The organism is Runella zeae DSM 19591, from assembly GCF_000423565.1.
Classification (GTDB): Bacteria; Bacteroidota; Bacteroidia; order Cytophagales; family Spirosomataceae; genus Runella; species Runella zeae.
This window is the reverse complement of sequence record NZ_AUIF01000037.1, coordinates 56,541-82,836: the sequence shown is the minus strand read 5'-3', so window position 1 is coordinate 82,836 and position 26,296 is coordinate 56,541. Positions and strand designations below refer to the sequence as shown.

Annotated in this window: 27 protein-coding genes; 11 read left to right on the top strand and 16 right to left on the bottom strand. The window is 42.0% G+C overall.

The genetic code is table 11. The features are described from left to right. Window positions 1-25 precede the first annotated feature (25 nt). Window positions 26-529, top strand: coding sequence for a DUF4494 domain-containing protein (locus G563_RS0111460; RefSeq protein ID WP_028665445.1), 504 nt, complete (start codon window positions 26-28; stop codon window positions 527-529). Window positions 530-747: 218 nt separating this feature from the next. Here the strand turns inward: G563_RS0111460 and G563_RS0111455 are convergent, their stop codons facing one another. The 6 genes from G563_RS0111455 to G563_RS0111430 form a co-directional block, all read right to left on the bottom strand. After that, window positions 748-1,569 (bottom strand): toxin-antitoxin system YwqK family antitoxin, encoded by an 822-nt coding sequence (locus G563_RS0111455; RefSeq protein WP_028665444.1) that lies wholly within the window; start codon window positions 1,567-1,569, stop codon window positions 748-750. Window positions 1,570-1,761: 192 nt separating this feature from the next. Then, window positions 1,762-2,799 (bottom strand): oxygenase MpaB family protein, encoded by a 1,038-nt coding sequence (locus tag G563_RS34440; protein ID WP_037326557.1) that lies wholly within the window; start codon window positions 2,797-2,799, stop codon window positions 1,762-1,764. 54 nt (window positions 2,800-2,853) lie between these two features. Next, window positions 2,854-3,846 carry a mevalonate kinase family protein gene (locus G563_RS0111445; protein WP_028665443.1) on the bottom strand — a complete coding sequence of 331 codons (993 nt, stop codon included), beginning with the start codon at window positions 3,844-3,846 and terminating at the stop codon, window positions 2,854-2,856. A 184-nt stretch (window positions 3,847-4,030) separates the two neighbouring features. After that, a complete protein-coding gene (locus G563_RS0111440) occupies window positions 4,031-6,067 on the bottom strand; it encodes a TonB family protein (RefSeq protein WP_084650837.1) in 2,037 nt (678 codons plus the stop codon). Window positions 6,068-6,132: 65 nt separating this feature from the next. Continuing rightward, entirely contained in the window at window positions 6,133-6,495 is a 363-nt protein-coding gene (locus G563_RS0111435; protein ID WP_028665441.1) for a BlaI/MecI/CopY family transcriptional regulator, read from the bottom strand. A gap of 191 nt (window positions 6,496-6,686) precedes the next feature. Beyond that, window positions 6,687-7,136 carry a RidA family protein gene (locus G563_RS0111430; protein WP_051210915.1) on the bottom strand — a complete coding sequence of 150 codons (450 nt, stop codon included), beginning with the start codon at window positions 7,134-7,136 and terminating at the stop codon, window positions 6,687-6,689. A gap of 91 nt (window positions 7,137-7,227) precedes the next feature. Here G563_RS0111430 and G563_RS0111425 point away from each other — a divergent pair, with 91 nt between their 5' ends. Continuing rightward, complete coding sequence (locus G563_RS0111425) at window positions 7,228-7,527, top strand: SCP2 sterol-binding domain-containing protein (protein ID WP_028665439.1); 300 nt, start codon at window positions 7,228-7,230, stop codon at window positions 7,525-7,527. Between the two features lie 74 nt (window positions 7,528-7,601). On the opposite strand, the gene G563_RS0111420 is transcribed toward G563_RS0111425, so the two are convergent. The 6 genes from G563_RS0111420 to G563_RS0111390 all read right to left on the bottom strand — a co-directional run bounded on the left by G563_RS0111420 (window position 7,602) and on the right by G563_RS0111390 (window position 12,665). Continuing rightward, window positions 7,602-7,781: a BF3379 family histone-like protein gene (locus G563_RS0111420; RefSeq protein WP_028665438.1), complete on the bottom strand. Its 180-nt coding sequence runs from the start codon at window positions 7,779-7,781 to the stop codon at window positions 7,602-7,604. A 267-nt stretch (window positions 7,782-8,048) separates the two neighbouring features. Beyond that, entirely contained in the window at window positions 8,049-8,615 is a 567-nt protein-coding gene (locus G563_RS0111410; protein WP_028665436.1) for a DinB family protein, read from the bottom strand. Window positions 8,616-8,662: 47 nt separating this feature from the next. Then, a complete protein-coding gene (locus G563_RS0111405; protein WP_028665435.1) occupies window positions 8,663-9,022 on the bottom strand; it encodes an MmcQ/YjbR family DNA-binding protein in 360 nt (119 codons plus the stop codon). 2 nt (window positions 9,023-9,024) lie between these two features. Further along, window positions 9,025-9,213, bottom strand: coding sequence for a DUF6728 family protein (locus tag G563_RS0111400; RefSeq protein ID WP_028665434.1), 189 nt, complete (start codon window positions 9,211-9,213; stop codon window positions 9,025-9,027). 141 nt (window positions 9,214-9,354) lie between these two features. Then, window positions 9,355-11,364, bottom strand: a complete 2,010-nt coding sequence (gene ispG / locus G563_RS0111395) for a (E)-4-hydroxy-3-methylbut-2-enyl-diphosphate synthase (protein ID WP_028665433.1) — start codon at window positions 11,362-11,364, stop codon at window positions 9,355-9,357. 77 nt (window positions 11,365-11,441) lie between these two features. After that, a complete protein-coding gene (locus tag G563_RS0111390; protein WP_028665432.1) occupies window positions 11,442-12,665 on the bottom strand; it encodes a chorismate-binding protein in 1,224 nt (407 codons plus the stop codon). Between the two features lie 258 nt (window positions 12,666-12,923). Between G563_RS0111390 and G563_RS0111380 the strand changes: the two genes are divergently transcribed. The 3 genes from G563_RS0111380 (at window position 12,924) to G563_RS0111370 (ending at window position 14,751) form a co-directional block, all read left to right on the top strand. Beyond that, entirely contained in the window at window positions 12,924-13,457 is a 534-nt protein-coding gene (locus tag G563_RS0111380) for a DUF4833 domain-containing protein (RefSeq protein ID WP_028665431.1), read from the top strand. 76 nt (window positions 13,458-13,533) lie between these two features. Further along, the gene (locus G563_RS0111375) at window positions 13,534-14,358 is read left to right on the top strand and encodes a sterol desaturase family protein (protein ID WP_028665430.1); all 825 of its coding nucleotides are present in this window, start codon (window positions 13,534-13,536) and stop codon (window positions 14,356-14,358) included. Between the two features lie 90 nt (window positions 14,359-14,448). Continuing rightward, on the top strand, window positions 14,449-14,751 hold the full coding sequence (locus tag G563_RS0111370; protein ID WP_028665429.1) for a DUF3817 domain-containing protein: 303 nt from the start codon (window positions 14,449-14,451) through the stop codon (window positions 14,749-14,751). A gap of 467 nt (window positions 14,752-15,218) precedes the next feature. On the opposite strand, the gene metK is transcribed toward G563_RS0111370, so the two are convergent. Then, window positions 15,219-16,508 (bottom strand): methionine adenosyltransferase, encoded by a 1,290-nt coding sequence (gene metK / locus G563_RS0111365; protein WP_028665428.1) that lies wholly within the window; start codon window positions 16,506-16,508, stop codon window positions 15,219-15,221. A gap of 218 nt (window positions 16,509-16,726) precedes the next feature. On the opposite strand from metK, the gene dusB reads away from it, so the two are divergent. Both dusB and G563_RS0111355 read left to right on the top strand, forming a co-directional pair. After that, window positions 16,727-17,716 carry a tRNA dihydrouridine synthase DusB gene (gene dusB / locus G563_RS0111360; protein WP_028665427.1) on the top strand — a complete coding sequence of 330 codons (990 nt, stop codon included), beginning with the start codon at window positions 16,727-16,729 and terminating at the stop codon, window positions 17,714-17,716. Window positions 17,717-17,851: 135 nt separating this feature from the next. Then, a complete protein-coding gene (locus G563_RS0111355; protein WP_037326553.1) occupies window positions 17,852-18,289 on the top strand; it encodes a hypothetical protein in 438 nt (145 codons plus the stop codon). A gap of 2 nt (window positions 18,290-18,291) precedes the next feature. On the opposite strand, the gene G563_RS0111350 is transcribed toward G563_RS0111355, so the two are convergent. After that, window positions 18,292-19,392 (bottom strand): DUF2891 domain-containing protein, encoded by a 1,101-nt coding sequence (locus G563_RS0111350; protein WP_028665425.1) that lies wholly within the window; start codon window positions 19,390-19,392, stop codon window positions 18,292-18,294. Window positions 19,393-19,497: 105 nt separating this feature from the next. On the opposite strand from G563_RS0111350, the gene G563_RS0111345 reads away from it, so the two are divergent. Further along, complete coding sequence (locus G563_RS0111345; RefSeq protein ID WP_028665424.1) at window positions 19,498-21,177, top strand: hypothetical protein; 1,680 nt, start codon at window positions 19,498-19,500, stop codon at window positions 21,175-21,177. A gap of 19 nt (window positions 21,178-21,196) precedes the next feature. Here G563_RS0111345 and G563_RS0111340 read toward each other — a convergent pair whose 3' ends face one another. Both G563_RS0111340 and G563_RS0111335 read right to left on the bottom strand, forming a co-directional pair. Then, entirely contained in the window at window positions 21,197-22,375 is a 1,179-nt protein-coding gene (locus tag G563_RS0111340) for an AGE family epimerase/isomerase (protein ID WP_028665423.1), read from the bottom strand. Between the two features lie 130 nt (window positions 22,376-22,505). After that, window positions 22,506-22,994 (bottom strand): lipocalin-like domain-containing protein, encoded by a 489-nt coding sequence (locus tag G563_RS0111335; protein ID WP_028665422.1) that lies wholly within the window; start codon window positions 22,992-22,994, stop codon window positions 22,506-22,508. A gap of 119 nt (window positions 22,995-23,113) precedes the next feature. Between G563_RS0111335 and G563_RS0111330 the strand changes: the two genes are divergently transcribed. Genes G563_RS0111330 through G563_RS0111320 form a run of 3 tightly spaced genes read left to right on the top strand, consistent with a single transcriptional unit; the run spans window position 23,114 to window position 26,293 of the window. Then, the gene (locus G563_RS0111330) at window positions 23,114-24,115 is read left to right on the top strand and encodes a hypothetical protein (RefSeq protein ID WP_157585254.1); all 1,002 of its coding nucleotides are present in this window, start codon (window positions 23,114-23,116) and stop codon (window positions 24,113-24,115) included. After that, window positions 24,102-24,752 (top strand): zf-HC2 domain-containing protein, encoded by a 651-nt coding sequence (locus G563_RS0111325; protein ID WP_028665420.1) that lies wholly within the window; start codon window positions 24,102-24,104, stop codon window positions 24,750-24,752. The genes G563_RS0111330 and G563_RS0111325 overlap by 14 nt, the downstream gene beginning before the upstream one ends. 29 nt (window positions 24,753-24,781) lie before the next feature. Further along, complete coding sequence (locus G563_RS0111320; protein ID WP_028665419.1) at window positions 24,782-26,293, top strand: M48 family metalloprotease; 1,512 nt, start codon at window positions 24,782-24,784, stop codon at window positions 26,291-26,293. Window positions 26,294-26,296: the final 3 nt, after the last annotated feature.

The window sequence follows — 26,296 nt, the reverse complement described above, 5'->3', positions numbered from 1 at the left end:
TACGTCACCCAATCCATCTATCAAAATGCCAAGCTGGTACTTAGGAAAAATCAAATATCAACAAGAACAAGAAAACGGCGCCCTCAAAACCATTTCGGAGGCTTATTTAATCGACGCCGTATCATATACCGATGCGGAGGCTCGCCTATATCGAATCGTAGCCGACAATACCCCCGACTTTCAAATCAGTAGCCTTACTCGCATGAAACTCTCCGATGTATTTCACTTTGAAGAAGAAGGCGGAGAAAAATGGTTTAAATGCAAGATGTTTTATGTATCTATCGACGAAACCAAAGGCAAAGAGAAAAAAATTGTTAGCTACATGCTTATCAATGCCGATAGCCCCAAACAAGCCATCGAACGCATCGAAAAAAGCCTAGCTACGATGCTTGTACCGTATGAACTTACGGATGTAAATCTTACGCCTATCTTGGATGTATATCCTTATTCACCAGAAGAAGAAGTACAAAAAGTACCCGAAGGATTTCGTCCTTTAGCTGAGGTATTGGCCGAGCGCGCCGAATCATAGGAGTATTGATATGAAAGGGGCTGTCTCAAAAGTCTTTGTTACCAAATTTTCTTTTGTGCCTATTCAACCTCACGGCAGCGGCCGACCGTCCCCTAAATCCCCCTCTCCTTTCTGGAGATGGGGACTTTAAAAGCCCTTCTCCTGGCAGGAGAAGGGTTGGGATGAGGTTAAAACCAAAGAATATTTTGTGCCCTGTTACTTTTGAGACAGCCCCTTTTTTATCGGCGTCGACCCGGAATAGGTGGACTGCTTGAGGGCACTTCTGGTGCGTGGAATTTTTTACGATAAACCCCACCCAAATCAGGTAGTATATTGGCTATGTAAACACTACCATTACGAAAAACCAAATTGACCGAGTATGTTTTGTCGTGCGGCACTTCGTCAAAGTACGCAGGACTCCACTTGGGCATATCTCGAATCAGCTCCGTCAGGTGCCTCACTGAGAGCAGTTGAGTACTTCCAAACCGGTTGAGTACCGCTACACTATCGGCTTGAATCAATAAATCCAAGGCATAAAACTCATTTTGGGTACCAATGTTCACTCCTTTTAGCTTCTTACGAATGTAGGATTGCAAAGCATAGTCCCCCCCCGGAAACTGAGGTTCGCGAAAAAACTCAAAAAACGGTATTTCTTCTCCTGAACGGTCATAGCAATACCCCGCTTTTCGCATCCCTGAGCGATGAATCTCTCGACGTTTGAGGCTTCCGTCTTCATAGTATACCCTAAACTCTCCAAATAGCTCATTGTTGCGATAATCGGCAATCCAGTAAAGCTGCCCATTTGAATAAAACCCTTTCGAAAACCCTTGCCTTATGCCTTCTGGGTAATCTTTGAAATTGGTTTCGGTCATCAGCATCCCCGACTTATCGAAAGTCCTGAAGGTGGCAAAACGCCTTTTTTTATCATGAAATATCAGTTCTTCGTCATAAGTAGGAAAACTTTTGCGGTAGATTTTTGTCCACAATGAATCGCGAGGTGAAGCTATTGCAATATCTGCTAATAATACAAATACAAGGAGACAAGTTGTTCTGATTTTCATAGCTTTTTGAGATTTAAACTTCGTCAGTTTACTAAAAACAACTAGACCCTATCGGCTGAAAAAACCGCTCAAGCTAGTAAACTGCTTTTTGGTGGAACGTTGACACTAAAAGATGGTAGTGGTGATTATGAATTTTTGGAATATATCAATAGCCATTATTCAAAGATAAACAATCTCGGATGGCAAACAAAATCATCGACGCTGATACTTTGTAAGTACCGCCGATGGTGATTTATTACTACGTACTAAATTATTAAAAATAGGAACAACAGTAGTAATTTTCACCACCTTTTCCTCCCACGAGAATGAGGGAACCTCCAGTAAATCAGCCACAGAGGGGCCCAACAAAAAGCGCATTTGTGCTACAGGCAAGTTTCGCAAAACTTCTGTAGGCGCTTGCTGACGCAACACTTCCATCAATGCCTTGGTCAGTCCCGTGCCTGCTTCCGAAGCTCTAAACTGCCGCTTGGCGATGGCGCGGTCGAGATGGTAGGCTTCTCTCAAATGCTGTGGTAATAATTGCGCCTCCAATCCTAACAAACACCCCACTACATTCCAAAAATGAAGATACGCTTCTTCGTCTGCCACAGAGATTAAAATCCCTAGTTTGCGCAGACCTTTGATGACAATGTACGAAAACGCCAGATTTGTACCTGCCATATCTTCTTGATTCACAGGCATACCCCAAGCATTATCCCATTGTCCAGAATGAAACGTAAAATAACGTACTACGGCGTGCATCAAGCGAATCTTGAGGATTTTGGTAAGATTACGGGCATTGGGCCAATCACGCTCTTGCATGATACCAAATACAAACTCACCCGTTTCTTCAAGACGCTTAAAAGTGTCGTTTTTGATACGCTGTGAAAGCCAAAGCACTTGCGCCCCTTCTGCCGCTGCATAACAATACGGCAGCGAATAGCAACCTAATAGGAGGGCAATTTGTTGATCGTATTTCCAGAAAAAAGCTAACGCCTGCTGCATTTGCCTACTGTCGGCAAACGCCGGGAGTTTTTGGTGTTCCTCAAAAAACTGCTTTACATAAGCCGGCCATTGGCTAGTCGATAAGTCCTGAAAATCGCCCAAATAACGCATAAAACGCCCCAATCCTTCCCGGCCTTGGTCTTGTGCTAATTGGGCAATCACCCTATCGGCCGCAGGGTCGCCTTGTTGGCGATAAGGTGATAAAAAATTGTCGTCAAAAATACGAGAAGTGGGGATGCTAGTCATCGGAAAAACTATAAGTGTCTGTCTTCTTACAAACAACTTTTTCCCCCCAACAGTTTAAACAATAAATGGCTTTATGACGCGCGCGTTTTGTTTTTTGAGTTCTACAAAAAGACGATTGAGCATTTCTTCGTCGCGGTATGTGCCGATAATCGACCCCCCAGAGCCTGTAAATGAAGCCGACGCACCACAAGCACGTGCAGTATCAATCATGGCCTGATTGCGCTCCGTAATCGTCATGATGTGGCCTCTAAAGTTGAAGTTTTGATTTACCAAATCATGCAATTTTTCATAATCTTGGTTTTTGATAACCTCGCGCCCTTCACCTGCTACATTGGCGATGCTTTGCAGCGTACCTACTACATGAGGGTCACCTTGCTCCCACCGCTGACGAATGGTATTAAGAACTTTTCCCGATACTTTACTCAAATCGGTTTTATAAGCAATATACAACTTAGGCAACAAACGAGGATCAATGGATTCATAATACCCATACCCTTGGCTTTCTATCAAATCCCTTGAAAAATCCATGTACACACAGCCTTCATAACACTGAATGACTCTGTCTTGCAGCCCAGCCGTGATTCCTAGCTCCTCTACTTCGGCTTTCAAGGCCAACGTCGGCAAAATCGGCAAAGGAATTTCCACTTTATAAAATTGCATCAGCGCTCGCAAAGTAGCTACCACAATGGCACTTGACCCCGCCAAACCCACCTGCCGTGGAATAGTAGTACGATAGCGCACCGTGAAGTTTTGGTTGGAAAGCCGAATGCCTTCTTTTTCGCAATACTCCACAAATTTTTTGATAGCCGCTTTTATGAGAGGAATTCCACCGTGGTACCCTAACGTGCTGATGGTATCGCGCAGATGAAATATATTTTTGAAAATGTGTGAATCTTGGACTTGCGGCTCAATCTGTAGCTCGGGCGATTCGTGTAAAGTAATCGAAGCTCCAAAGTTACGAACAGAAATAGAGATGGTCTTTCCAAAATAACCGTCGGAAGGGTTTCCTAGTAGCCCTGCACGGGCGTAAGCGCGGGTTTCAATCATTTTATGGTCAAACAAAATTAGATTGCGAAACTTGACAAGTGTTAGGCCAATACCCCTAAGGCTTGTCAAGTTTTAACAGACGTTGAAAATCTTTATCTCGCAAAATAAAACAAAAAACCCGTCAGATATTGAAAATCTCTCGGGTTTCGTCTCAAGCTAACAATTAATTTATGTTTTCAGGCTTTTACTTCTTGGTTTTTATCTCCAAAACACCATTTTTACCTTTATCACCGTATTTTTTTATTGCCCCTTCTCCTTTTAGTACATTGATACTTTCTATTTTGTTAGGCCCCATTTTGCGAACCTCTTCTTGCGAAGATTCTTTATCATCTACCAAAAAATAGGGTAAATCATCGGTATGAAGACCTAAAAAATTTGAAGCAGAAGGGTCTGTAAGTCTAAGAGTAAGATTCTTGTCGTCATTTTTGGCAGCCGCTTTTTTAGAAATGATTCTTACAACCCCATATTTTGCCTCTGCCCCATAGATACGAACCGCCGCGTCGTTTTTCACTACCTCAATCGATTCTATATCATCTGGATTCAAGGCTTCTACTCCTTTTTTAAAAGGTACCCCATCTAGCAACATCAAAGGTTCTTCATTAGGATTGGATGCATGTGCCAATTGTATTTTTACTTCCTTGCCACGGAGGTTTGCCTCGTCGTTTGTTTCATTTTGTGCCGATTTCTTATCCAATTCAAAATGAATGGGCAAATTGTATCTTACATTGACAGGCTTGCCGTCTTGCATTCCAGGCTTCCAAGCCGGCATGGTTTTTACCAAACGTAGCGCCTCTTCATCACATCCAAATCCAATCCCTTTTATCACCCTTATATCGGTAAATGACCCATCTTTGAGCACTACAAAACTGATAAATACTTTTCCACTTACATAGGCACGCTTTGCGGGTGCAGGGTATTTCATGTTAGCTTGGATGTATGGGCCTAGGGCTTTCATGCCCCCTACAAACTCTGGACTTTGCTGTACTACACTATACACCTTGTCTCCATTTTTTAAAAGTTCAGGTGGCGGCGGAAGAGTAGCCTCTTTTTTGGTGACAGGCATATTTTTTAAATTGGGGCCTTCATAAAGTGCTATCTTCATTATCTTGGTGGTATTGGCTTTGCCCGCCACCGGAATCACTCGCGTTTTAAATCCAATAAACTCCACCAAAAGCTCGGCATTAGTAGGTATATCACTAAACACAAAGGCTCCTTTGCTATCGGTGCTAGTGCCTCTTTCGCTTCCATTCAATATGACACTCGCGCCGGGTATGCCTTTGCCATCTCTAGCATCCACAACGGTCCCTTTGACCGTCATCACCCCTTGGTTAGAAATTTCGACTACATCTGGCTTAATCTCAATCACTTCTACCGAGCGAGCGGCAACCATCGAAATCAACACTCCTGCTACTGGTACTGCCAGAAGATATCTTCCTAGTACCCATCTCGAACTACGATTTTTGGTCAACATGGCTATTCTATTTTTAAGTTGTGATACATCAAAAAAGTTGTTGGTCAATACTTGAGGCGGCACACCTAGCGCATAACTCGCCAGCCTCCTTGCATAGCCAAAGCGGTCGCCTTCGGTAGCAAGCTCATCCGCAATAAACTCGTGAATTTCTTTGAGCGAACGTTTGTAGTAAATCAATATCGGATTAAACCAACACAATGCCTGTACGACTTCTATCAAAAGTAAATCCCAGCTATGTCGTTGTTTGATATGTACTAGCTCATGTCTCAAAATCACATCAGCATAGGCCGACGAATCCTTTTCGGCAATGACCAAGTAATTGAGGAACGAAAAAGAGGAAACATCAGCCGCTGTATTTTTGACGAGTACATAGCCCCCTATACGTTGTTTATACCCCTCATTGATGAGCCTGCTCAAATGCCACAATCGGTATCCTAGTCTCCCCAACATCACTAATAACCCTATCACATACAGGCCTAACAGCACTGCTTCGGTCGATATAACAGGCTCTGCCTGAGGAACTACCTCGGTCATTAGCTCAGGATCTAAATAGATAGGTGTACTACTGGATTTTATTTTTACTTCTTCGGTGAAAGTCACCCAAGGTGCTCCAAACGACAACAACAAGGCTGCTAATAGATAAAATCGATTGAAACTAAAATAAGTATGCTTGCGCAATACAAGCCAATACACTGTATAGAGGGCAATCATGCCTCCACTTACTTTTAAAAGATAGGTTAAGTGTTCCATGGATATTAGTCGGGAGGTTTAGGGAGTATAGAGAGCTGTGGGTATGAGCCCACAGCTCTTTTTTGCTAATCTTTATTTTGTAACATTTTTATAATCTCGTCGGCATCTTTAAGGCTCAAATTGTTGTCTTGTACAAAAAACGAAACCAATTCCTTCAAAGAACCTGAGAAATAATTGTTAACGAGCTTGTTGGCTTCGTACGCACGATAATCCTCCTTGGTCACAATTGGGAAATATTCGTAGGTTTTACCACTGATAGCTCGGTGATCAATAAACCCTTTTTGCTCCAGTATCCTGATGAATGTAGAGACTGTATTGTAAGCAGGCTTAGGTTCGGGCAAATGCTCAATGACATCCCATACTACGCCTTTTCCCAAATCCCACAGGATTTGCATGATTTCTTCTTCGGCTTTTGTTAATTCTCTCATAGTGGTTTGTGATAGGTAGTAATACGATTCAAAGTAAAAACTAAAATATTAGTTTTCCAAATTATTTAACTAAATTTTTAGTAAAAACTCAAAAAAAGGAAAATTGGAGAAAGACATCATTGACAACCAACCACATTACGAATTGATTATCAACACTTTACAATCAACAATTTTAATACTAGATTTGTTTGTTATTTTTTGCGGGGGCCTCTTACGGCCACCACCGCAATTTCGAGGGCAGCCCCTCCTGGCAGATTATCAACCCCAATGGTAGCACGAGCAGGAAAATTACCTTCAAAGTACTTTCCATAAATTTCGTTGATTTTGGAAAAGTGAGCTAAATCTTTGACATAGATAGTCGTATTTACAATATCGGCTAAGCTAAGGTTAGCAGCCTTCAAAATGGCTTTGATATTGTCCATTATTTGGGCAGCTTCTGCCTCTACTCCACCCGCTACTAGCTGTCGAGTTTGGGGATTGAGGCCAATTTGCCCCGCCACAAAAACCATCCCGTTGGCCTCTACCGCTTGGCTATAAGGCCCAATCGGAGCAGGTGCTTGGTCTGTTTGGATGACTTTCTTTTGAGCGATGCAGAAGACGGTACTAAAAAGGAAAAATAAAGTAAAGATGTTTTTTTTCATAAAAATAGGTTTGGTTTTTAATTATTGACAAATAAGACTCCTAACTTGCCTCCCAAATTCGTATTTTTCAATCTAAAAACCAACTTTCAGCATGAGCTTCCAATCCCTCACTGAAAAAATCACAACCCTTGTCGGCTCGGATAGTGGCCTCGACGCCTCCATCAAATTTGTTACTGAAGATGGTGTTATTTTAGTAGATGCTAAGCAAGTGCCCAATGTGGTAAGTACCCAAGACGGGGAAGCCGATTGCACTTTCGATATTTCTACAGCCGATGCTTTGGCTCTTTTAAGCGGCGAGCTTCATCCCATGACCGCCTTTATGTCGGGTCAATTGAAGATAGAAGGAGATATGGCAGTAGCTATGAAAATCGCCCAAACGTTTAGTGCTTAAACCAAGAGAGGGGACTTAACTAGCTGTTAGGTCCCCTCTTTGTTGATGTTCGGTGTTTTCAGTGAGCCGATTCCTTATTCTTTAGTGTTTTTGGTATTTTGTATTTCTGCACGAATCGCTTGAGCCAAATTTTTAAGGTCTTGCATTCCTTTACGAACACGAGTGCCGGCTGCTTGATTGCCTTTGTTATAAAACTTATCAAAGTCCCCTTCTAGACTCATTATCAAGTTTTTGACTTCATCAAATTTTGCCATAATAATTTACAAATTTTGGTTTTTAAAATGTTTCCAAAAACGCCAAAAATAGCGTCATTTAGCCGAAATTTAGTAATTCTACTTTTAAACGCAACAGAAAAAAGTAAAAAATTAATGAAAATAGTGCAATTTTATAAAAGACAAATATACCAAAAAGTCCAATTCACTGATAATCAGACAATTAACAAAGAATTAGAATTCAAAAAAAAATCTAACATTTTTCAAAAAAAAGGGCATAACAGCCTAAAAATGGGCTTTTTGGGGCTATTATAACACCTTTGCAAAGGCAGGCTCTTGCATGACTTTTAGAGCTTGATTGAGGTGCCGTTGAAGATGAGCCGTAACAAAAATCAAAACGTCTCCTAGGCGAAATTTTAGCCACGTACTAAAAGGAGAAAGCACCCTAAGATTCCAATCTATACGATCCGATTTTTCGATAAAATTTGAAAAATCTTCCAGAACCTCAACAAATGTCTGTTTCACTTTGGGCACATCCAAATGATAAGGTTTGGGCTTAAACATGCTTGGAGCAGGAATCTTTACGCTAGATTTAGGGTCCAAAAAACGCAAAATCAACTTTCCATTTATGCTCATCTCAAACTCACTAGTTTGGGTACCAGCAGTTGAATTTTGTTCCCATTTTAGTTGAAGCTGTCTTACATAATACTGACTAGCCATATTGAGATGAGCCAAACATTCCAGAATCCCCCATCGGTCAGGTGAGGGTTTCCAAAGGAGCTGTTGCTCGCTCAAAGGAGCCAACTTTTCATCGTAAGTTTGGCGTATTTGGGCTAGTTGCGAAAGCAGTGAATCGCGGGTCGTTTTGATATTCATATCATCCTAAAAGAGAAGGGGATTTCGGGGGTATCAGCTGATGCCTTCTACTTTTGTTTTATCAACTCTTCACGTATTTTTTTGGGAAGCGATAGCACCACTAACTCGTAAGAATGGTCAATCCATTCGGCAATGACGCCTGATTTTACGGAGCCATCCACGATGATCGTATTCCAATGTTTTTTGTTCATATGATACCCCGGTCTCACACAGTCATATTCTTCACGAAGAAGCAAAGCCTTCTCAGGATCACATTTCAGATTGATACTAAACGGACTAGTATCAAGTGAAGTGAGCGCAAATATTTTGCCCATTACCTTATAGACCATTGTCTCTTCCCCAAAAGGAAACTCCTCGGTCACTCCTGCTTTGGCCAAACAATACGCCTGAAAAGTTTCAATGTTCATTTTTATCGGGTAAAAAATCGGTATAACATCACCCCAATACAAAACAAAAACATGATGATAGAGATACGGTTGATACCGTGCATCATTCTCAAATAGGATGTATTGGGCCGCGAAGGGTCGGGTTTTTGAAATACCCGGACAAAATATCCGAAGACTTCACTAAGTTGAAAAAATTGAATCAAGCGTTTCATCACAAAAATTGTTTTGTTGTTTAAGTTTTTGCCCAAAAATCGACTTCCCAAGTTGATAATCTTCCACTTAAAGCTTACGACAACGGCAGACGGCAAAGTCTTATGTTGTACTACTACTTATTCAAAACTCTCTATCATTTATCAGAAAGCCTCTATTTCTTCGGGCTCAAACCACTTATCGTCTTCTTTGATAAGGGCTATGAGTTCATCTACGGCTTTGTCGGCAGTTACCGATTTTTTGACCACTTGTTGACCTCGGTACAGTGAAATTTTATCTTTCCCAATACCTACATAGCCATAATCAGCGTCGGCCATTTCGCCAGGGCCATTCACGATACAGCCCATGATTCCAATTTTTACGCCTTTGAGGTGGTCGGTACGCTTCCGAATCATGGCGGTCGTTTCCTGCAAATCAAACAAGGTACGTCCACACGAAGGACACGAAATGTATTCGGTTTTTGACATACGCGTACGAGCCGCCTGTAAGATACCGAAGCCAATGCTGTTTTGCTGGGACGCCATTTGGAGTTTTGATTCCGTATCAAGCGAGGCTTCTACCTGAGCCGATAGCATGATACCATCCCCAAAACCATCGACCAACAATCCTCCACAATCGGTAGCCGCAAAAAGAGAAAGTTCGTCAGCTTGAGCGGTATCGTAGGAACGATGAATCACCACAGGACAATCGACGCCTTTCGTAGTCAATTCAAACATAAACCGTCTCAACGCTGGCATAGCGTGGGCATTGTCGGTACGAAGAAGTACCACTACATTTTCTGCCTTCAAATCCTGTATGTCGTCCAATTGAGTAGCATTTAGCGCCACAAAATTGAGTTTAGAACTTACCGTGGTTTTGTTTTGCCATTGTGCCCAAGTCAACAAAGGAAATTTATTGTCTTGGTCTTTCAAAGAGAGCCACACTTCATAATCCACGATTTCTTTGAGGCCCATTGGGAGCATAAAAGGCGCGGGTTGCTGGGCAGTATAAATAAAATCAACCCCCAAGTCATTCATTTTCCACTTGTCGGGTACGGGCAAATAATAATGCCCTATACTCCGCAAATCTTCGTACTTGTCAATGTTGATTTGGGAAAAATCTGCAATAACTCTTGGTACATTGCTACCGCCCAAATTATATACTTCCTGGGTTTTGCGGCGGCTATATTGAAAAGGATTGATAGGCGAGCCACTCACTGCTTGAATCGGTGTTGATTGTTCCGAACGGTGCGTATAGCGGTCGATGAGTGCCCTAGCCACAGGCGCTTCAAATTCGGGATCTTCGGTAAGGGATACACGCACTGTATCGCCCAAGCCATCTTCGAGCAAGGTCCCGATTCCTACTGCCGACTTGATACGGCCATCTTCGCCTTCTCCGGCCTCGGTTACGCCCAAATGCAGAGGATAGGGTTGAAGCCCTTCGGCATCGAGCCTATTGACCAGCAATCGATAAGCTTCCACCATCACTACGGGATTGCTTGATTTCATCGAAAGCACCACTTCATGATAGTTAAATTCTTCACAAATTCGTAAAAATTCCAGTGCCGACTCCACCATCCCAAGCGGTGAATCGCCGTAGCGGCTCATGATACGATCTGAAAGCGAACCATGATTGGTACCAATCCGCATGGCAGTGCCGTATTCTTTACATATTTTGATAAGAGGAATGAATTTTTCGCGGATTCTTTCTAATTCCCGTTGGTATTCGTCCTCGGTGTATTCTATCAATTCAAAACGTTTTTTATCAGCATAATTCCCTGGATTGATACGTACTTTTTCTACAATTCGCGCGGCCAATTCGGCAGCATTGGGCGTAAAGTGAATATCAGCCACCAAAGGTACGGTGTAGCCTCTCACGCGCAGTTCTTTACGGATATTTTCTAAATTTTGGGCTTCTTTGACACTCGGTGCCGTGATACGTACATATTCGCAGCCCGATTCTACCATCCGAATCACCTGCTCTACGGAGCCTTCCGTATTCATCGTATCGACGGTAGTCATGGATTGTACTCGTATAGGATAATCAGACCCCATAGGCACTCCCCCAATGTTGACGGTGATGGTTTTACGACGCGAATACTCGGTAAGCGAGTTGGCATATTGATACGACTTTATCGCGTCTTGGAGCGATACGGTGTCGTTGAGCGTTAGCATGAATCAGATGATGGTTTACAGTTTCAGAATTTCCTTGGCAAAATTACTCATAAAACGCCAAAAAAGCGGTGATTGTTTTAGGTTTCGGCCAATACCGACAGCATGGTATGGCATTTGAGTTCGGTCTCTTGCCATTCTTTTTGGGGGTCGGAGTCTTCCGTAATTCCTCCGCCCGCATACAGAGTGGCAATCCCTTGCTGTATTTTCATACAACGCAAATTGACAAACAAATTTGTTTCTTTTTCGACATTTACCGGCCCCAAAAAACCACTGTAAAAAGCTCTATCGTAGTTTTCGTGCTTTTGAATAAAGTCCAAGGCCGCCTGTTTGGGCATTCCACACACGGCTGACGTGGGATGCAACAATTCAAGCATGACGGTGCCTATTTCGGGAAAGTTGATTTCTTTGGTATCTACGGCGTACTCACTACACAAGTGCATCAAATTGCCCGCTATTATCGTTTTGGGGCCTTCTTCTACGTATTCTCGAACCCTGATTTTTTTAAAACAAGAGATAATGTACCGACTCACCAGGGCTTGTTCTTCGATTTCTTTTTGGGTCCAAGGTGCTTTTTTAGGCGACATCAACTGCCCATTTCCATCAAAAGCAGACTGAGTTCCGGCCAAAGCCACCGTTCGGAAAATACCCTCTTTGTCTACACTAACGAGTGTTTCGGGCGTAGCGCCGAGCCATACTTGGTCGAGGTGAGGTAAATATACCAACGACACAAAAGCGTTGGGATATTTTTGGTTTAAGCGTTCAAACAACTGCACATACGAAAGCCCTGTGGGTAGTTCTATTTCTTTGGTACGAGAAAGAACCACTTTTTTAAGACTTCCTGCTTCGATAGCCGCTACGGCCTCTTGTACCGACTGAATATATGAAGATGAGGCCACATCGCTGTGGGTACGATGCACCAAAGGGTGAACTTCATGATGAGGAGTCAAATCAACCAAATGAGCGCGGTTTTCCCAAGTTGCCCTTTGGGGGTCGGTAAGGGGGCGGCTGCTTTGCTCCGCTAATACTTCATCGGAAACCCCAAAACGAAAATACAAATCGGCTTCTATAAAAAACGAATCATTGCCTTCTAAATTCAGAAAAGGACTTACCGCAAAACCCGCCGGTAAATCCTCTAGCACAATCTTAGTTTGGGTCAACTCTGGGTTAAAATTGATGATGAGCTGTTTTTCTTTGGCTCGGGGCAACCGCCACAAAACCGCCGCCCACCCCAACTCTTGTGCCGCCTGCCAGCCCGCTTCGGGCCTTAAAGCTACTTGAGTGAGTTTATTTTCAATCGTCATCTTTTAATATGCGTGTCCAACATTACTTATTCACAACATTCTTTTTACAAAAAAGGTGTCATTCTTTCTGTCAGCCTCTCCCCTTTCTTCGGCTCCCTCAGAAAGGAGGCAAGCTACTTTGTTTTTTTTATAAAAGAACAGATTCAATGCTTTTGTTTTAAAGACGTCACCTAATTTTTTATCATTTCAATAGGGGGAGCCGTGGCGTGGGTTGTCATTAAGACATAAGTATCAATAAAAACCATACTTTGTACAGCCATGAAAACCATTTTTTTAACAGTCCTCACAAGTTTTGTCTTTTTTGGGTTTAACACTCGTTCGCCCAAAACCAACTTTCCCGAACCGCCTACGTCGGCCAATCGCCTTTTTTATATTCAGCGCAGCAACAACGCCAATACGGTGATTTATGATGCCAACCTGATCGCCGACAAAAAGCTCAATCTCCAAAAACCTATTGACGTATATTGGATAAGGTACGCCGAAAAAGGCCAAAAAGAAGACCTTTCCAATCTCCAATGGCAACTTGCTTATGGTTATAAAACCCATACTGCCAATTCTACCTCTAACACCGTAGAGATTACCCTCAATGCCTTCAAAAATCGCCCTATTACCCTTGATTATCATCAAGGCAAATTGGCTGCATTTACCCAAATCAAAGGTTGTAGGGCTTCTTTACAAAAGGTATTTGTACAACTTGCCTCCACCGCCTTGATTCCGAAAGTAGCTTATATCGAACTATTTGGCTTCGATTCTGTCAAAAACCAAGCCGTTTATGAACGCATTTATGTCTGATATTTTGGGTTCGATTTTATGATTTTCTAACAGCCCTCCAAAACCATTTTTTTTCAAAATTTTTGTTTTTCTTAGTATGACTCCTCAGCAATTTGAACAAGATTTGCAGCCGATATTGCTGTATGCGGCTCCGTTGATTTTTTTATGTGTAGGGATTGAATATTGGCTCCTGAAGCACGATGACCACCACCACTACGATACCGAAGACCTAAAAGCCTCGGTTGGCATCGGGATTGGAAGTTTAGTTATCAATGGTCTCCTCAAAGCCTTCATTGTGGGATTGAGTTTATTTTGTTACGAAATCACCCCTTGGCGTATTCCAAATACGTGGTGGGCGTGGGTATTGGCCTATTTAGGGATTGACGTTTGCAATTATTTTGCGCATTTTATTGCTCACAAGCAGCGGATTTGGTGGGCTACGCACGTCACGCATCATTCGTCAGAGCATCTCAATCTAGCGACCTCTTTCCGTAATTCATGGACACAGCACATAAAAATCATTTTTTTCTTACCCGTTTGGCTTTCTGGTATTCATCCTGTCATTACGTTTACTTGCTATCAGCTCGATTTGCTGTATCAATTTTGGATACATACCGAAGTGATTCACAAACTACCCCGTTGGTTTGAATATATTTTTGTGACTCCCTCGCATCACCGCGTACATCATGGCAAGAACGAAGCTTATCTTGATAAAAACTTCGGAACAACCTTCATCATTTGGGATCGACTTTTTGGGACATTTCAAGAAGAAACCGAAAAGCCCGTGTATGGTCTTACAAAACCTGTGACCTCTAAGAATGTGGTTTATCTCAATTTTCATGAATGGCGCGACATCGCTAGGGATGTGCGAAAAGCCAAAAACTGGCGCGAAGTAACGGGGATTTTATTTGGTCCGCCTTAATTTTTTGGTGAATACGCGTCCCAACAAGGCCCAAATTGATTTTCTTTGTAGTGCCTTTGAAGAAGGCGTTTTCACCACAATATTCTAAAAATGACGAATTTACTCAAAACTCAAATTGGACGGCTACGCATTATTGGTTTTATAGAAGGGGTTTCATTTTTGTTAATCCTTTTTGTGACAATGCCGTTGAAATACTACGCTGCTATGCCACAGCCCAACAAAATCATCGGAATGGCACATGGCGTCTTGTTTGTATTGTATGTATTGGCCGTGATACAATGTAAAATTGAGTACCAATGGTCAACCAAAAAAACAGGATTAGCGCTTTTGGCCTCTGTGATTCCTTTTGGTACCTTTTGGGCCGATGCAAAGCTCTTCAAAAAGGAGGCATGATTTCGACCCCTGGGTTGATATATACATGCGTTTTCTTGGAAAATTTAACCACTAGCATACAAGACGTCTCAGATAGAAGCTCAAGATTTGTAGTCACAAAGGTTTATGTTTGACTTCTCCGAAGTCCTTATTATAAAGATGAAAACCTTATACTACAAAGATTGAGCTTCTCCGAAGCTATTCTGGCATAACAACATCCTTATTTGCTGCCTCAGAGAGGCTGAAAGTTTGTAGATAACCAATTCCAAAAAACAAAAGACTTGGGAGAAGTTAAACAAAAGCGCAGAAGTGAATCAAAGGAAATTTGTAAAAAGATAGTTACAATAACCTCCATGATACGTGATTAAGAACAGAAAAACCTTCTGTTTACATTCGAGAGTTTGAGCCTACTCAAATACAAATCAGAAGGTTTTTTTAGGAATCATCTAAATTCGGGGTAACTCATGTTTATTCTATGAGTAGCCTGATTACAAGCCAAACGCAGCTTTTACGGCGTCAACATAATCAAGTTTTTCCCAAGTGAAAAGCTCTACTTCCACTTCAGCCCGTTGTCCGGCGTTTTCAAATACTTTGGTTACCACTTTTGGCTCGCGGCCCATGTGACCATAAGCGGCGGTTTCTGAATAAATTGGGTTACGAAGTTTAAGACGCTGCTCAATCGCGTAAGGACGTAAGTCAAATACATTTTCTACGATTTTTGCGATTTCGCCATCGCTCAATTTCTTACCATTTTCGCCTTTTACTTTGGCAGTTCCGTAAGTATTTACGTACAAACCACAAGGCTTAGCCACCCCAATAGCGTATGATACTTGTACCAACACCTCATCACATACACCCGCTGCTACCAAGTTTTTGGCGATGTGGCGCGTAGCATAAGCCGCCGAGCGGTCTACTTTTGAAGGATCTTTACCTGAGAAAGCACCACCACCGTGAGCGCCTTTGCCACCGTAAGTATCTACGATGATTTTACGGCCTGTCAAACCCGTATCTCCGTGAGGGCCACCGATAACAAATTTGCCAGTTGGGTTGATATGGTAAGTGATTTGGTCATTAAACAATTTGCGCAATGAAGGCTTCAACTTTGCTTTTACGCGGGGAATTACGTAGCTGATGATGTCTTTGCGAATCGTAGCAAGCATAGCTTCGTCTTCTGCAAAATCATCGTGCTGCGTCGATACTACGATAGTATCAATACGAATAGGCTTATTGGTGTCAGAGTATTCGATAGTTACCTGCGACTTAGCGTCGGGGCGGAGGTATTTGATGCGCTTATTTTCGCGACGAATAGCCGCAAGTTCTTCCAAAATCTTGTGCGACAAATCGAGCGCCAAAGGCATGAAGTTGTCGGTTTCGCGCGTGGCATACCCAAACATCATCCCTTGGTCACCAGCCCCTTGGGCATTGGCTTTGCTTTCAAAATCGTCATTGGTTTTACGGTCAACCCCCTGATTGATATCGGCTGATTGCTCATGGATAGCCGAAAGAACACCACAAGAGTGTGCTTCAAACATATACTCAGCTTTGGTATAACCAATCTTAGCCACTACTTCGCGGGCTATCTGCTGAACATCAAGATATGTTTTGGTATTTACTTCACCTGCCAATACAACCTGCCCGGTCGTTACAAGGGTTTCACATGCTACTTTTGAGGTGGGATCAAACGCCATGAAGTGATCAATGAGAGCGTCTGAGATTTGGTCAGCTACTTTGTCGGGATGGCCTTCCGATACAGATTCTGAAGTGAATAAATAAGACATTCTATTTTGTGATTTACAAAGTATAATTATTTGAAGTATTCTCCGAAGGATGAATTTTAGGGAACAAATTTAGGTTATTTTCACAGATAAAGAAAAAAGAGCGAAATTTGTAATTGATTACAGAGATTAGTTATCTGTTAAATGTTATCCATTAACCGTTATTTTTTTGACTAAATAACTAGCTACTATACACATAGCCGCTAAATAACTGACAACATATGGTAAAGATAGGAAATATAGAACTGAGTGAGTTTCCATTGCTTCTTGCTCCCATGGAGGATGTATCCGACCCTCCGTTTCGGGCAGTATGTAAAGAAGGCGGGGCCGATTTGATGTATACCGAGTTTGTATCATCTGAAGGGCTGATTCGAGATGCGGCTAAGAGTGTACAAAAATTAGACATTTTTGAGTACGAGCGCCCCATTGGGATTCAGCTTTTTGGGAGTGACATCGAAACCATGGGCGAATGCACCAAAATTGCGACCAAAGCTAGTCCTGATTTGATTGATATCAACTACGGCTGTCCGGTCAAGCAAGTCGCTTGCAAAGGGGCTGGGGCGGCTTTGTTACAAGATATTCCGAAAATGGTCAGAATGACCGAAGCCGTAGTAAAAGCAACTCACCTGCCCGTGACGGTCAAAACACGCTTGGGCTGGGATGAGTCCACCAAAAATATTCAAGAAGTAGCCGAACGCCTACAAGACATTGGTATCAAGGCACTTACTGTTCATGGGCGCACCCGTGTACAGATGTACAAAGGAGAGGCTGATTGGACATTGATTGGCAAAATCAAGGAAAATCCACGCATTCAAATCCCGATTTTTGGCAATGGCGACATCGATAGCCCCGAAAAAGCCTTAGAATATCGCAATCGCTTTGGTATAGATGGTATTATGATTGGAAGAGCGAGTATTGGATACCCGTGGATTTTCAACGAAATCAAGCATTTTATGAAAACAGGGGAGCATTTGGCCCCTCCTACCACGGCCGAGCGCGTACGTGTCTGTCGCAAACACCTTGATTTTTCAATCCGCTGGAAAGGCGATAAAACGGGTATTTTTGAGATGCGCCGTCACTACGCTACTTATTTCAAAGGACTCACTAATTTCAAACCCTACCGTATGCGGTTGGTAGAAGCTCCTACCTACGAAAAAATCGTGGCCATCTTGGAAGAAGTGGCGGAGGTGTATGCTTTGGAGATGGTATAATCTTCGTTGTAAGTTTTCGTTAATATCAGACATTATCCTCGCCCAAGCGAGGATTTTTTCTAAAATCTTGTTCCAATGCAGTTATTCCTTCTAAATACGCTCACTGTTGTTACGAGCAAAATTTGTTTGTTACTTATGGTAGCCTTTCTTGCCATAGATATAGAGGCTTCTGCCCAAAAGAAAAGCTTCAAACAAGGTATAAAAGGAAAAGTAATTTGGAAAGCCGGCAATCTCATGCCTTCTCCCGACGCACCAAGCCGTTTGGTTACAGGCACACCCGTGGTGCGAGAGGTGTATATCTATGAACTCACGTCTTCAAAACAAGCCGAGACAGACGAAGGAGGGGTATTTTATAAAAATATTCAGACAAAACTCATCAAAAAAGTGAAGTCTGATAAAAAGGGAAATTTTTGTGTTGGCTTAGCTCCAGGTTATTATTCGGTGTTTGTCAAAGAAGACAAAGGATTGTACGCCAATCTTTTTGACGATGCCATGAACCTCAACCCCATTCACATCTCCCAAGGCAAGTGGGAGAAGCAAGATTTGGTGATAGACCATGAAGCTGTGTATTAGCGCTACTTAGGGGTTTTACTCAAAGCATAAACCGCAAACGAACCTAGCCAATGCTCTCCGCCGTATTCGCCACTGGCAATTTGGGGTAAAGTGAGATTGATAAAATTTTGGGCGCTTTTGAGCAACTGTGCTCTACGCGGGTCGTTTTTGGGCAATGCCTTAGCAATTCCCTTCATACACCACGCCCTACTCAGCGACAAACCGTCGAGGTGAATAATCTGCATATCGCTGCGGTCGCTCACCACGGGCGGTTGAGCAATATTTTTGAGACCTGCCGCTGGCATAAATCCATTGAACCATTTCAGAAAATCGGCTTGGGGCAAAATACGCCGCATCAAATCGGCCACTTCCAAACTTGGCGACAAGAAATCTGAGCCATCAGGTTCTTGAATAGCGGGGGCGTTGGTATTGTTAAGATAAAAGTACTTGGCTTTCTCTACTATTTGTTTTTCAAAATTTGTGTTTTTGACGGTACGAGCATAATCCAACGCAAACACCAGCCCAAAAGCCGTATTGGGATGCACACCGGTACGATTAGGGTAGGTTTGTTTGGGCAAAAATGCCGTCCAGAGATTTACGATTTGCTCCGTCAGAGGGCGTAAATTTTGGTGCCATTCACGCGCTTGGGGATCATCCCAAGTATAGAGTTCTTCGTCCAATTTCAACAGCCATGCCCAGCCATACGTACGCTCGAAAGTACGAGAGAGCTTGAATTTAGTAAAATAAGCGGCTTCGGCTTTCATTTTGTCGGCCCCAAAACTTTCGGCCAATACCTTCCGAATTTCAGCTTCTTCGGGCAAATTCTTAAAATTCTTCAACAACTTCACCAACATCCAATGCCCGTGTACCGACGAGTGCCAATCCAAACACCCATAAAAAGCAGGATGCAATTCTTTGGGCGTCATTTTTGCGTCTGCTTCGGCTTCTATCGAATGCCCTGTTTTGTTAGGATATTCTACATGAATACAATGCAGGGGGAGTTTAGCCAAAAACGAAGCCCCTTGAGGAGTGAGGCTTAGTTGGTCGTTTTGAAGAGATAAGTAGGGGTTTTGTGCCACAGAAACAAAAGATAGCAATCCAAGTAAGTAGGAGAGATATTTCATTTTATTGATAGTCAACAAATTACGAATCAAAATTGAACAATTACGGCGACTAATACCAAGAAACGCCCACTAACTTACTAATTTTAGCGGTCAGAAACTTAATATATGGCTTATTTTGAACGTCTCTTCCAAAACCGCTACTTTGTCATAGCTCTTTGTTTATTGCCTTTGGTGCTGTATGCTTTGTTTTTTGGGGCGATTGCCCTCAACGTCAATTACGTGGCATATGACGACATCCACGTACTCCAAATCGTAGAGCAATGGCAACACGCTGCCACTTGGCACGAAAAGCTCGATTGGCTTACGGTGGGCTTTCCCGAGCACCGGATTGTATTTACGCGTATGGTAGTTTTGCTGTCTTACTTTCTGACGGGTACTGTCAATTTCAAGTCTTTGATGATGATTAGCAATCTACTTTGGATAAGCCAATTAGTGTTTGTGTATCAAATTTTCAAAAAAATCACCTTACCACTTTTTTATTTTATCCCAGTCTGTTGGATTGTATTAAACGTACATTCATTCGAAAATATATTTTGGGGAACAAGCTCGCTTGGCAATTTTGGATTGTTGTTTTTTGTGATGGCAGCGGGCTATTTCTATGCTAAATCATCTATACGGTCTCTCTCTTGGGCGTTACTTTTTTCGTTGTTGGCAACATTCACTTATGGCAATGGCCTTCTTACGTTTCTGATTGGCATATTGCTTTTTTTAGTTACTCAGCGCTGGCGCGAAGCGGTTTATACCCTAGGCGGTTTTGTATTTACGATGCTCCTTTATGCGCTTACGCGCGCACATGCTTCGCCTAGTGGTCTGGACCTCACCCAACCCTCCAATTACCTCCATGCTCTGAGTTGCTTTTTGGCTTTTATTGGGTCGTCTGTCAACTTTGATGCTTATGCTCCTACTTCACTTACGATGTGGCTGTCGGTAGGCTGGGGGGCCGTCTTAATAGCTACGATGCTGTGGTTTATCACGCCCAAAATTGTAGGCTCATTCAAAAAAAACAAGTCCCTGTCATTCAATCAAATAGAGCTATTTGCTTTGTTTTTATTTCTGTTTGTCTGCTTGTCTGCCTTGGGAGTAGTCTACAAGCGAGCGGAAGGCGACGGACTTGTTGGGATGTTTAAAGGACGCTATCGAATGTATCCTACTTGGGGTATCTTATCAGCTTATCTTTTGGTAATTAGTCATTTGTCCAAACCCAAAAAGTGGGTATTCCCGAGCTTAGTGGCCACGAGCATTTTTTTCAACTTGTTGGTTTTGTATTATGCTATTGCTCCTGCGGTCAATAACCGACGTGCGGCCGTAGCTCAAGAATTCAATTCTATGTACAACGAGGATTTGCTGGGTCTGAAAATGTTTGATTTGACGGGTCAGGATTTTTTACGTTTACAAAAACTATATCAACCTAATTTGTTTTTCCAGCGTGAGCTTACCTTTCCCCTTGTACCTACCCAAGGCCAAACTTTTGCGCTTGATTCGGTCTATTTTGTGGGAAACAATCTACAGATACTTTATACCAAAGATTTCATCAGACCTACCCACAGCTTTGACGACGGTGCGTATGTCATCTTATCATCATTGGCTCATACTTATATGTGTGCGGGGACTCAGCAAGCGTTACCACTCAAAACTTTCATCAGAAGAGGGTGGTATTGGGAAAAAGGCTTTAGCGCCGGTTTCAATCGGGCATCGGTAGCCACAGGAGAATATAGTATCTATGTGTTGCTACGAAAAAATGGCAAAAGTCAACTGCTAGACACTCAGCGCAAAGTAAATTTTTAGGGATATATGTTTCAGAAAATCATGGAGTATTTATATCCTGAAGTATTTCTAACAAATCGGCACTTTCGAGCAAATTTTTGACGGGATAGAAAGCACTTTTTTCGGGAGTAGCTTTCATCCCAAAAAGCGGCTCACCGTGGCGGCTCAATACCCCCACCCACTCCCCTTCCTTGGAGTTGTCGGCAAAATGCTGCCACATATAATCATTGGCACGCTGCCAATGTTTGAGAAGTGTTCGGTCATTGAGTACTTGATAAGCGCGCAGTAGAGCCGTAGTGGCTTCCAACTGCACCCAAGCATATTTATAATATGCCTCGGGTTGAGTAGGGGGCAGGCTTTTTACATCCAACCAACCAAAATACCCCCCATAGGCTTCGTCCCAAGTGGTCTCGGCAAGGTAGGCTACATGCTGAGCTAGTTGTTGTCGGATGCGTCTTTTATTGGTTATTTTGGTCAATTCATAAAAGGCATTAAAAGCCTCAAACACTCGTCCGGGGTGAATATGCCGCCCTTCTAAGCAGTCCGAATATCCCCCTTCCGAAAATACATTTTCAAGAAGAATATCGGCACGAGGCTCCCAGAAATGCTTCATCAATTCCTGAAATAATTGCTCGGCCTTTTCTTTAAATATTTTTTCACCGATGATTTGCTTAGCACTTACCAATGCTTTCGCCAAAGCACTCAACTCACTGATATTTTTCAGATACCTACCCGACATCAAATCATCGGCTCGTTTTTGGAGTCTTTTTTCACGTTTACGAAACGCTTTGGTCAACGTTTTCTTGGCACTCTCGGCATATATCTCCTCTTGAGTGATTTGGTACAATACACTCCAACACGACACCGCTGCTGCTTCTGCTTTGGTATCTATAACTTCACTCACGCCATGCCCCATACAATCAACTACTGCCCACCAGTTTTCTTTGGCATCCATACCATATTGCAACAAAAAATCTGCCCCTTGCGAAGCACACTTTAAGTACTGAGCATCCGAAGATTGTTGATATAGTTTGCCAAAAGCCCAAGCTTGTTTAGCATGCCACTCTATCCATTTGTCAGAAGTACACACTTCTCCTTTGGATGAGATTACACAAAAATACCCTCCATAAACAGGGTCTATTCCAAACTCCAACCAAAACGGAATCAAGCGCTGATAAAGGTCTTGACGATATTGAAGAGCGTAAGCTGATAGATTCATAGCCACAAAAATAATAAAAGCTCAGAAGACTAAGCTTCCGAGCTTTGAAAGGAGGTACTTATTGAGGTCTGAAAAAGGGGGTTATTGTGCTTTTGGTCTCATCTCCATTTATTAATATTCAAGGCCAATCCTATATTTTTTCAAAAGTGAGAATGGTGTTCACTTTCTGATTTCCGCCCCACTCTACTGGAATCGGCAATTCTCGTTTTTCGGTCCAAGTCATTTTTGTGCCTTCTACCACAAAATCATATTCATTTTTTTGCCCAGTATCATCACTCGAAATAATAAGTTTTTTGTCTTTGATTTCCCATTTCGAAATCCCTTGTTTATCCAAATCAATACCTACCAAATCAGCTTCGCAATCGGCGGGTACATTGAGTAAGGTAGTAGTACCATCTTCCCGAAAATGAAACGTAACTTTCAGAATACATGGATTAAGTACGCCCGTCAAATCCGATATAATCCCCAACACAGGAGGGTCTACTTTGTAGCTTTTCATTTTCCATTGCCCTACGATTGGCGGTGGCGCAGGCTTTGGGATTGGTTCTGCACCTTCTTTTTGGACATCACAAGAACTAACGAAAAAAATCAAAGCCAGAAGATATGCTACTTGCTTCATATTTTATTAGGTATATTTTTCAGACCCTCTAATATACTGAAAAGATTTTTATAGATATTGCAACTCCCTACAATTCTTATCCAACACATGCTATGAGCCAAGTCACCCTTACCCAGCTTTTGGCCTCCATTAGAGAGGGCTATGTGGCCTCAAAAAAATTCAAATCTTTACAAAAAGAAATTGTCTTATCTTACGCTGAGGCACACAATCTCCCTATCAAAACAACCAAAGCAGCTACTCGTGACACTTTAGCTGCCCTAGTATTAAGGACCCAAAAAGATCCTTATTTCAATGAAGACATGCTAGAGGATGCCATTAAAGAATATACCCTAGACCAAGCTTTGCTAAGAAGGTTTCGGAAGCTTCAAGAAGTGCCCCCCATAGAGGTCATAGAGGAACATTTGAGTACAACTATCAGGTATATATATAACGCTTGTGAAATACACGCTCAGCTCGAAAAAGCTTACGGTCATTCACCAGGCGACTTCGCTAGTTGGGACGACCTGATAGACGATGCAAAAAGACAAGTGTTTAATATTTTTTTGTACAATATTAAAAAACGGCAATTTAGGCTCTATTCTACGCTCAGAACTTACATCGATGGTATTGCTAAAATTGTTGTCAAACAATTGATTCGGAAGCCTAACACTCATCACAAGAAAATATCACATGATATTGCATTTCGTTGGGACTTAATTGTAAACGCTACAGACCTTAGTCGTTTTTTTTCTTTTTTGTACGCTTCCCTAAAAAACACCAAAGGTGAACAATGCGAGGATTTTTTACGTGACAGCTTCAAACTTTTTAATATTATTGTTGCAAACGAACCGATTCATAGCCAAGATTTATTACATTTAAAAACCAGTATTATCCATAAAGTAGGAGAAAACTTAAGTTATCAAAATCCTAAATCCTCAGAAAATAAATTCAGAAAATGTTACCGAGATTTTGTAGCACACCATTTAGAAAAACTCTCCAAAAATAGCCAATGGTTTCAAAATCCATTATTCACAAAAGAATACATAAAAAAAGAGGTCGCCAGAAGGAAAGCAGAAATTGAGCTTGCTAGAATTCAAAAAAAACAATCTAACGATAAAAGGAATCTCAATGAAACCAAATAATATCGACCTAATCGAAGCTTACCTAGACGGCACACTTTCTGACGATGAAAATGCTCAAATTGAACATCGAATGGCAGTGGACGATAATTTTTATCAACAAGTACAGTATCAATTAGGAATTAAGAATTTTTATGAACATCGCTTTCAAGAAATAGAAATGCGGGCGGAAATGCTATCTTTTATTAATAACCATCAAACAGTTATTACTAAGGTTAAAGCCATAGAAAGAGTTCGATATTTCGTCACCAAATACGCCGCTCAAATCGCAGTGGTTATTATGGTAGGTATTGGTACATGGATATGGTGGAATGCCTACAATACCGAAACGCTTCTTTTGACTAAAAACATTGAAAAGGCCATTATACCTGACCCAAACAATGCCTTTGACGAGGGCGAAGAATCTATCTCTGAGAACATTACCTTACAATTGTTTGAATATCCTCGCTCCGAACCTAATAGTTATACTTATAAAAGCAAGGTCCTCAGCATCTACAATCCCGATCCAGAAATAGTGAGTGCTAAAAAAATCAAATTAGTATCTCTAGCCACGAGCTATCGGCTCGATTGCGATTCTATTTCCTATAAGTTGATTGAAAAAGAACCTGATCGTGGTCAACTCAAACGCATTTCCCCCTGAAATCAACCTCCACCTTCAAACTCTAACCTATGAAAATCTCATTTTTTGAAAAACCTTATTCTTTATTTTTGGGAGGGTTATTTTTAACAATTAACGGATGGTGCCAAAACCCTGATCCCCTTTTACTAGCTCGAATCCAAGAAGATTGTAAATGTATCAGTATTTCAAATTCATTTGGAAGTTCGCAGGAAGCCACTAAAGTAGTTACAGAATTAGCGCAGTTGGTTGGCGAAAAAATTCAGAATGTGATTGAAGTAGGGTGTACAGCCAATGCCAAAGCCCTAATGTGCGACAACAACAAATACATCCTCTATCGCAATAGTTTCATGAAAAAAATGGGCAAGGGGTCGCCTTGGGCGGAGCGGTTTATCATGGCTCACGAAATAAGCCATCATTTTCATCAGCACACTGCCAACAAAAATTATATCAACGACCGACGTTTTCCCCAAATATTGGTTGAAAAAATAAATGATCGAGAAGTATTCTATACCTATCGTGTCAAAACCCTTCGCGGTGGAATGCTAGATACCATTAAAGTCTATAAATCTAAGTATGTAAACTTAGCGGCCTTTTATCAATACCTCAAAGAGTTTCAGGCCGACGCCACCGCAACTTGGATGGTTTATCAAAAAAAAATCACTCTCGACGAACTCAATCAAATATGGAAACAGTATACCAATGTCACCCAAAAAAATCCCTACGCATGGACTAGCCAACATCCCAGTATTTATACACGTCAGAAACAAGCAACAATGCTCTGGAAATCTTTTAAGAAGGGAGAAGCCCTGCTCCCTCCCTCGCGAGGTTCAATCAAAGAAAGCCGTAAAATTAGTACATCACTTACGCACCAATTCATAGCAAGTCAGGCTCAAAATACCTTTGGAGATTCATTAAGTCCCGAGGAGCAGCATTTTTGGGAATACATCAAAAAGACACATAAATATACCATTCAGCCTACATTTACTGCTTTTTTGTACAAATTTCCAGGTCTCAACCTACCTACTCCTACTCTGGAAAATGCCCCCAATGCCCTCCCGGCACAATTTACCCGTCTCAACTACACGGCAGGTATCAAAATAACGAGTCTCAATTGGTATAGACCCATTTGGTTTGAAGGTCTTATTCAATACAAATCATTGGATTTTTCGACCTATGAAATACAAGAAAATTTAAAGACAGCCGTCGAAGATTTTAAATGGAAAGGCCTACAAATCCTCCCCCAAGTCCACTTCAACACTGTAGCAGGGCGTTTCAATTATGACCAACTCCGCCGTGGAGCCTATGCTACTGTTGGGTTTGCGGCAGATATTCCCTTCCAAATGACCTATAGCAACTACCTTACCAATCATCTGCATCAAAAGCTTGATTCTGGTATTTCAAGAAGTTTGGTCTGGGGAATCGGATTCATCCAGCTCAGTCGAGATCCCAAAATTCCAAACATACGACTAGGTGTAAGCTTTCAATCTCAAAAAATTGTTACAAGTTCTGCTACTATCAAGGTTCCTCAGGTAGGTATTCATTCTTCGGTTAGTCTTTGGTAAATT

Coding starts and splice junctions, on each gene's coding strand:
- G563_RS0111460 (WP_028665445.1), top strand. CDS start 26: ATGCCAAGCTGGTACTTAGGAAAAATCAAATATCAACAAGAACAAGAA.
- G563_RS0111455 (WP_028665444.1), bottom strand. CDS start 1,569: ATGAAAATCAGAACAACTTGTCTCCTTGTATTTGTATTATTAGCAGAT.
- G563_RS34440 (WP_037326557.1), bottom strand. CDS start 2,799: ATGACTAGCATCCCCACTTCTCGTATTTTTGACGACAATTTTTTATCA.
- G563_RS0111445 (WP_028665443.1), bottom strand. CDS start 3,846: ATGATTGAAACCCGCGCTTACGCCCGTGCAGGGCTACTAGGAAACCCT.
- G563_RS0111440 (WP_084650837.1), bottom strand. CDS start 6,067: ATGGAACACTTAACCTATCTTTTAAAAGTAAGTGGAGGCATGATTGCC.
- G563_RS0111435 (WP_028665441.1), bottom strand. CDS start 6,495: ATGAGAGAATTAACAAAAGCCGAAGAAGAAATCATGCAAATCCTGTGG.
- G563_RS0111430 (WP_051210915.1), bottom strand. CDS start 7,136: ATGAAAAAAAACATCTTTACTTTATTTTTCCTTTTTAGTACCGTCTTC.
- G563_RS0111425 (WP_028665439.1), top strand. CDS start 7,228: ATGAGCTTCCAATCCCTCACTGAAAAAATCACAACCCTTGTCGGCTCG.
- G563_RS0111420 (WP_028665438.1), bottom strand. CDS start 7,781: ATGGCAAAATTTGATGAAGTCAAAAACTTGATAATGAGTCTAGAAGGG.
- G563_RS0111410 (WP_028665436.1), bottom strand. CDS start 8,615: ATGAATATCAAAACGACCCGCGATTCACTGCTTTCGCAACTAGCCCAA.
- G563_RS0111405 (WP_028665435.1), bottom strand. CDS start 9,022: ATGAACATTGAAACTTTTCAGGCGTATTGTTTGGCCAAAGCAGGAGTG.
- G563_RS0111400 (WP_028665434.1), bottom strand. CDS start 9,213: ATGAAACGCTTGATTCAATTTTTTCAACTTAGTGAAGTCTTCGGATAT.
- ispG (WP_028665433.1), bottom strand. CDS start 11,364: ATGCTAACGCTCAACGACACCGTATCGCTCCAAGACGCGATAAAGTCG.
- G563_RS0111390 (WP_028665432.1), bottom strand. CDS start 12,665: ATGACGATTGAAAATAAACTCACTCAAGTAGCTTTAAGGCCCGAAGCG.
- G563_RS0111380 (WP_028665431.1), top strand. CDS start 12,924: ATGAAAACCATTTTTTTAACAGTCCTCACAAGTTTTGTCTTTTTTGGG.
- G563_RS0111375 (WP_028665430.1), top strand. CDS start 13,534: ATGACTCCTCAGCAATTTGAACAAGATTTGCAGCCGATATTGCTGTAT.
- G563_RS0111370 (WP_028665429.1), top strand. CDS start 14,449: ATGACGAATTTACTCAAAACTCAAATTGGACGGCTACGCATTATTGGT.
- metK (WP_028665428.1), bottom strand. CDS start 16,508: ATGTCTTATTTATTCACTTCAGAATCTGTATCGGAAGGCCATCCCGAC.
- dusB (WP_028665427.1), top strand. CDS start 16,727: ATGGTAAAGATAGGAAATATAGAACTGAGTGAGTTTCCATTGCTTCTT.
- G563_RS0111355 (WP_037326553.1), top strand. CDS start 17,852: ATGGTAGCCTTTCTTGCCATAGATATAGAGGCTTCTGCCCAAAAGAAA.
- G563_RS0111350 (WP_028665425.1), bottom strand. CDS start 19,392: ATGAAATATCTCTCCTACTTACTTGGATTGCTATCTTTTGTTTCTGTG.
- G563_RS0111345 (WP_028665424.1), top strand. CDS start 19,498: ATGGCTTATTTTGAACGTCTCTTCCAAAACCGCTACTTTGTCATAGCT.
- G563_RS0111340 (WP_028665423.1), bottom strand. CDS start 22,375: ATGAATCTATCAGCTTACGCTCTTCAATATCGTCAAGACCTTTATCAG.
- G563_RS0111335 (WP_028665422.1), bottom strand. CDS start 22,994: ATGAAGCAAGTAGCATATCTTCTGGCTTTGATTTTTTTCGTTAGTTCT.
- G563_RS0111325 (WP_028665420.1), top strand. CDS start 24,102: ATGAAACCAAATAATATCGACCTAATCGAAGCTTACCTAGACGGCACA.
- G563_RS0111320 (WP_028665419.1), top strand. CDS start 24,782: ATGAAAATCTCATTTTTTGAAAAACCTTATTCTTTATTTTTGGGAGGG.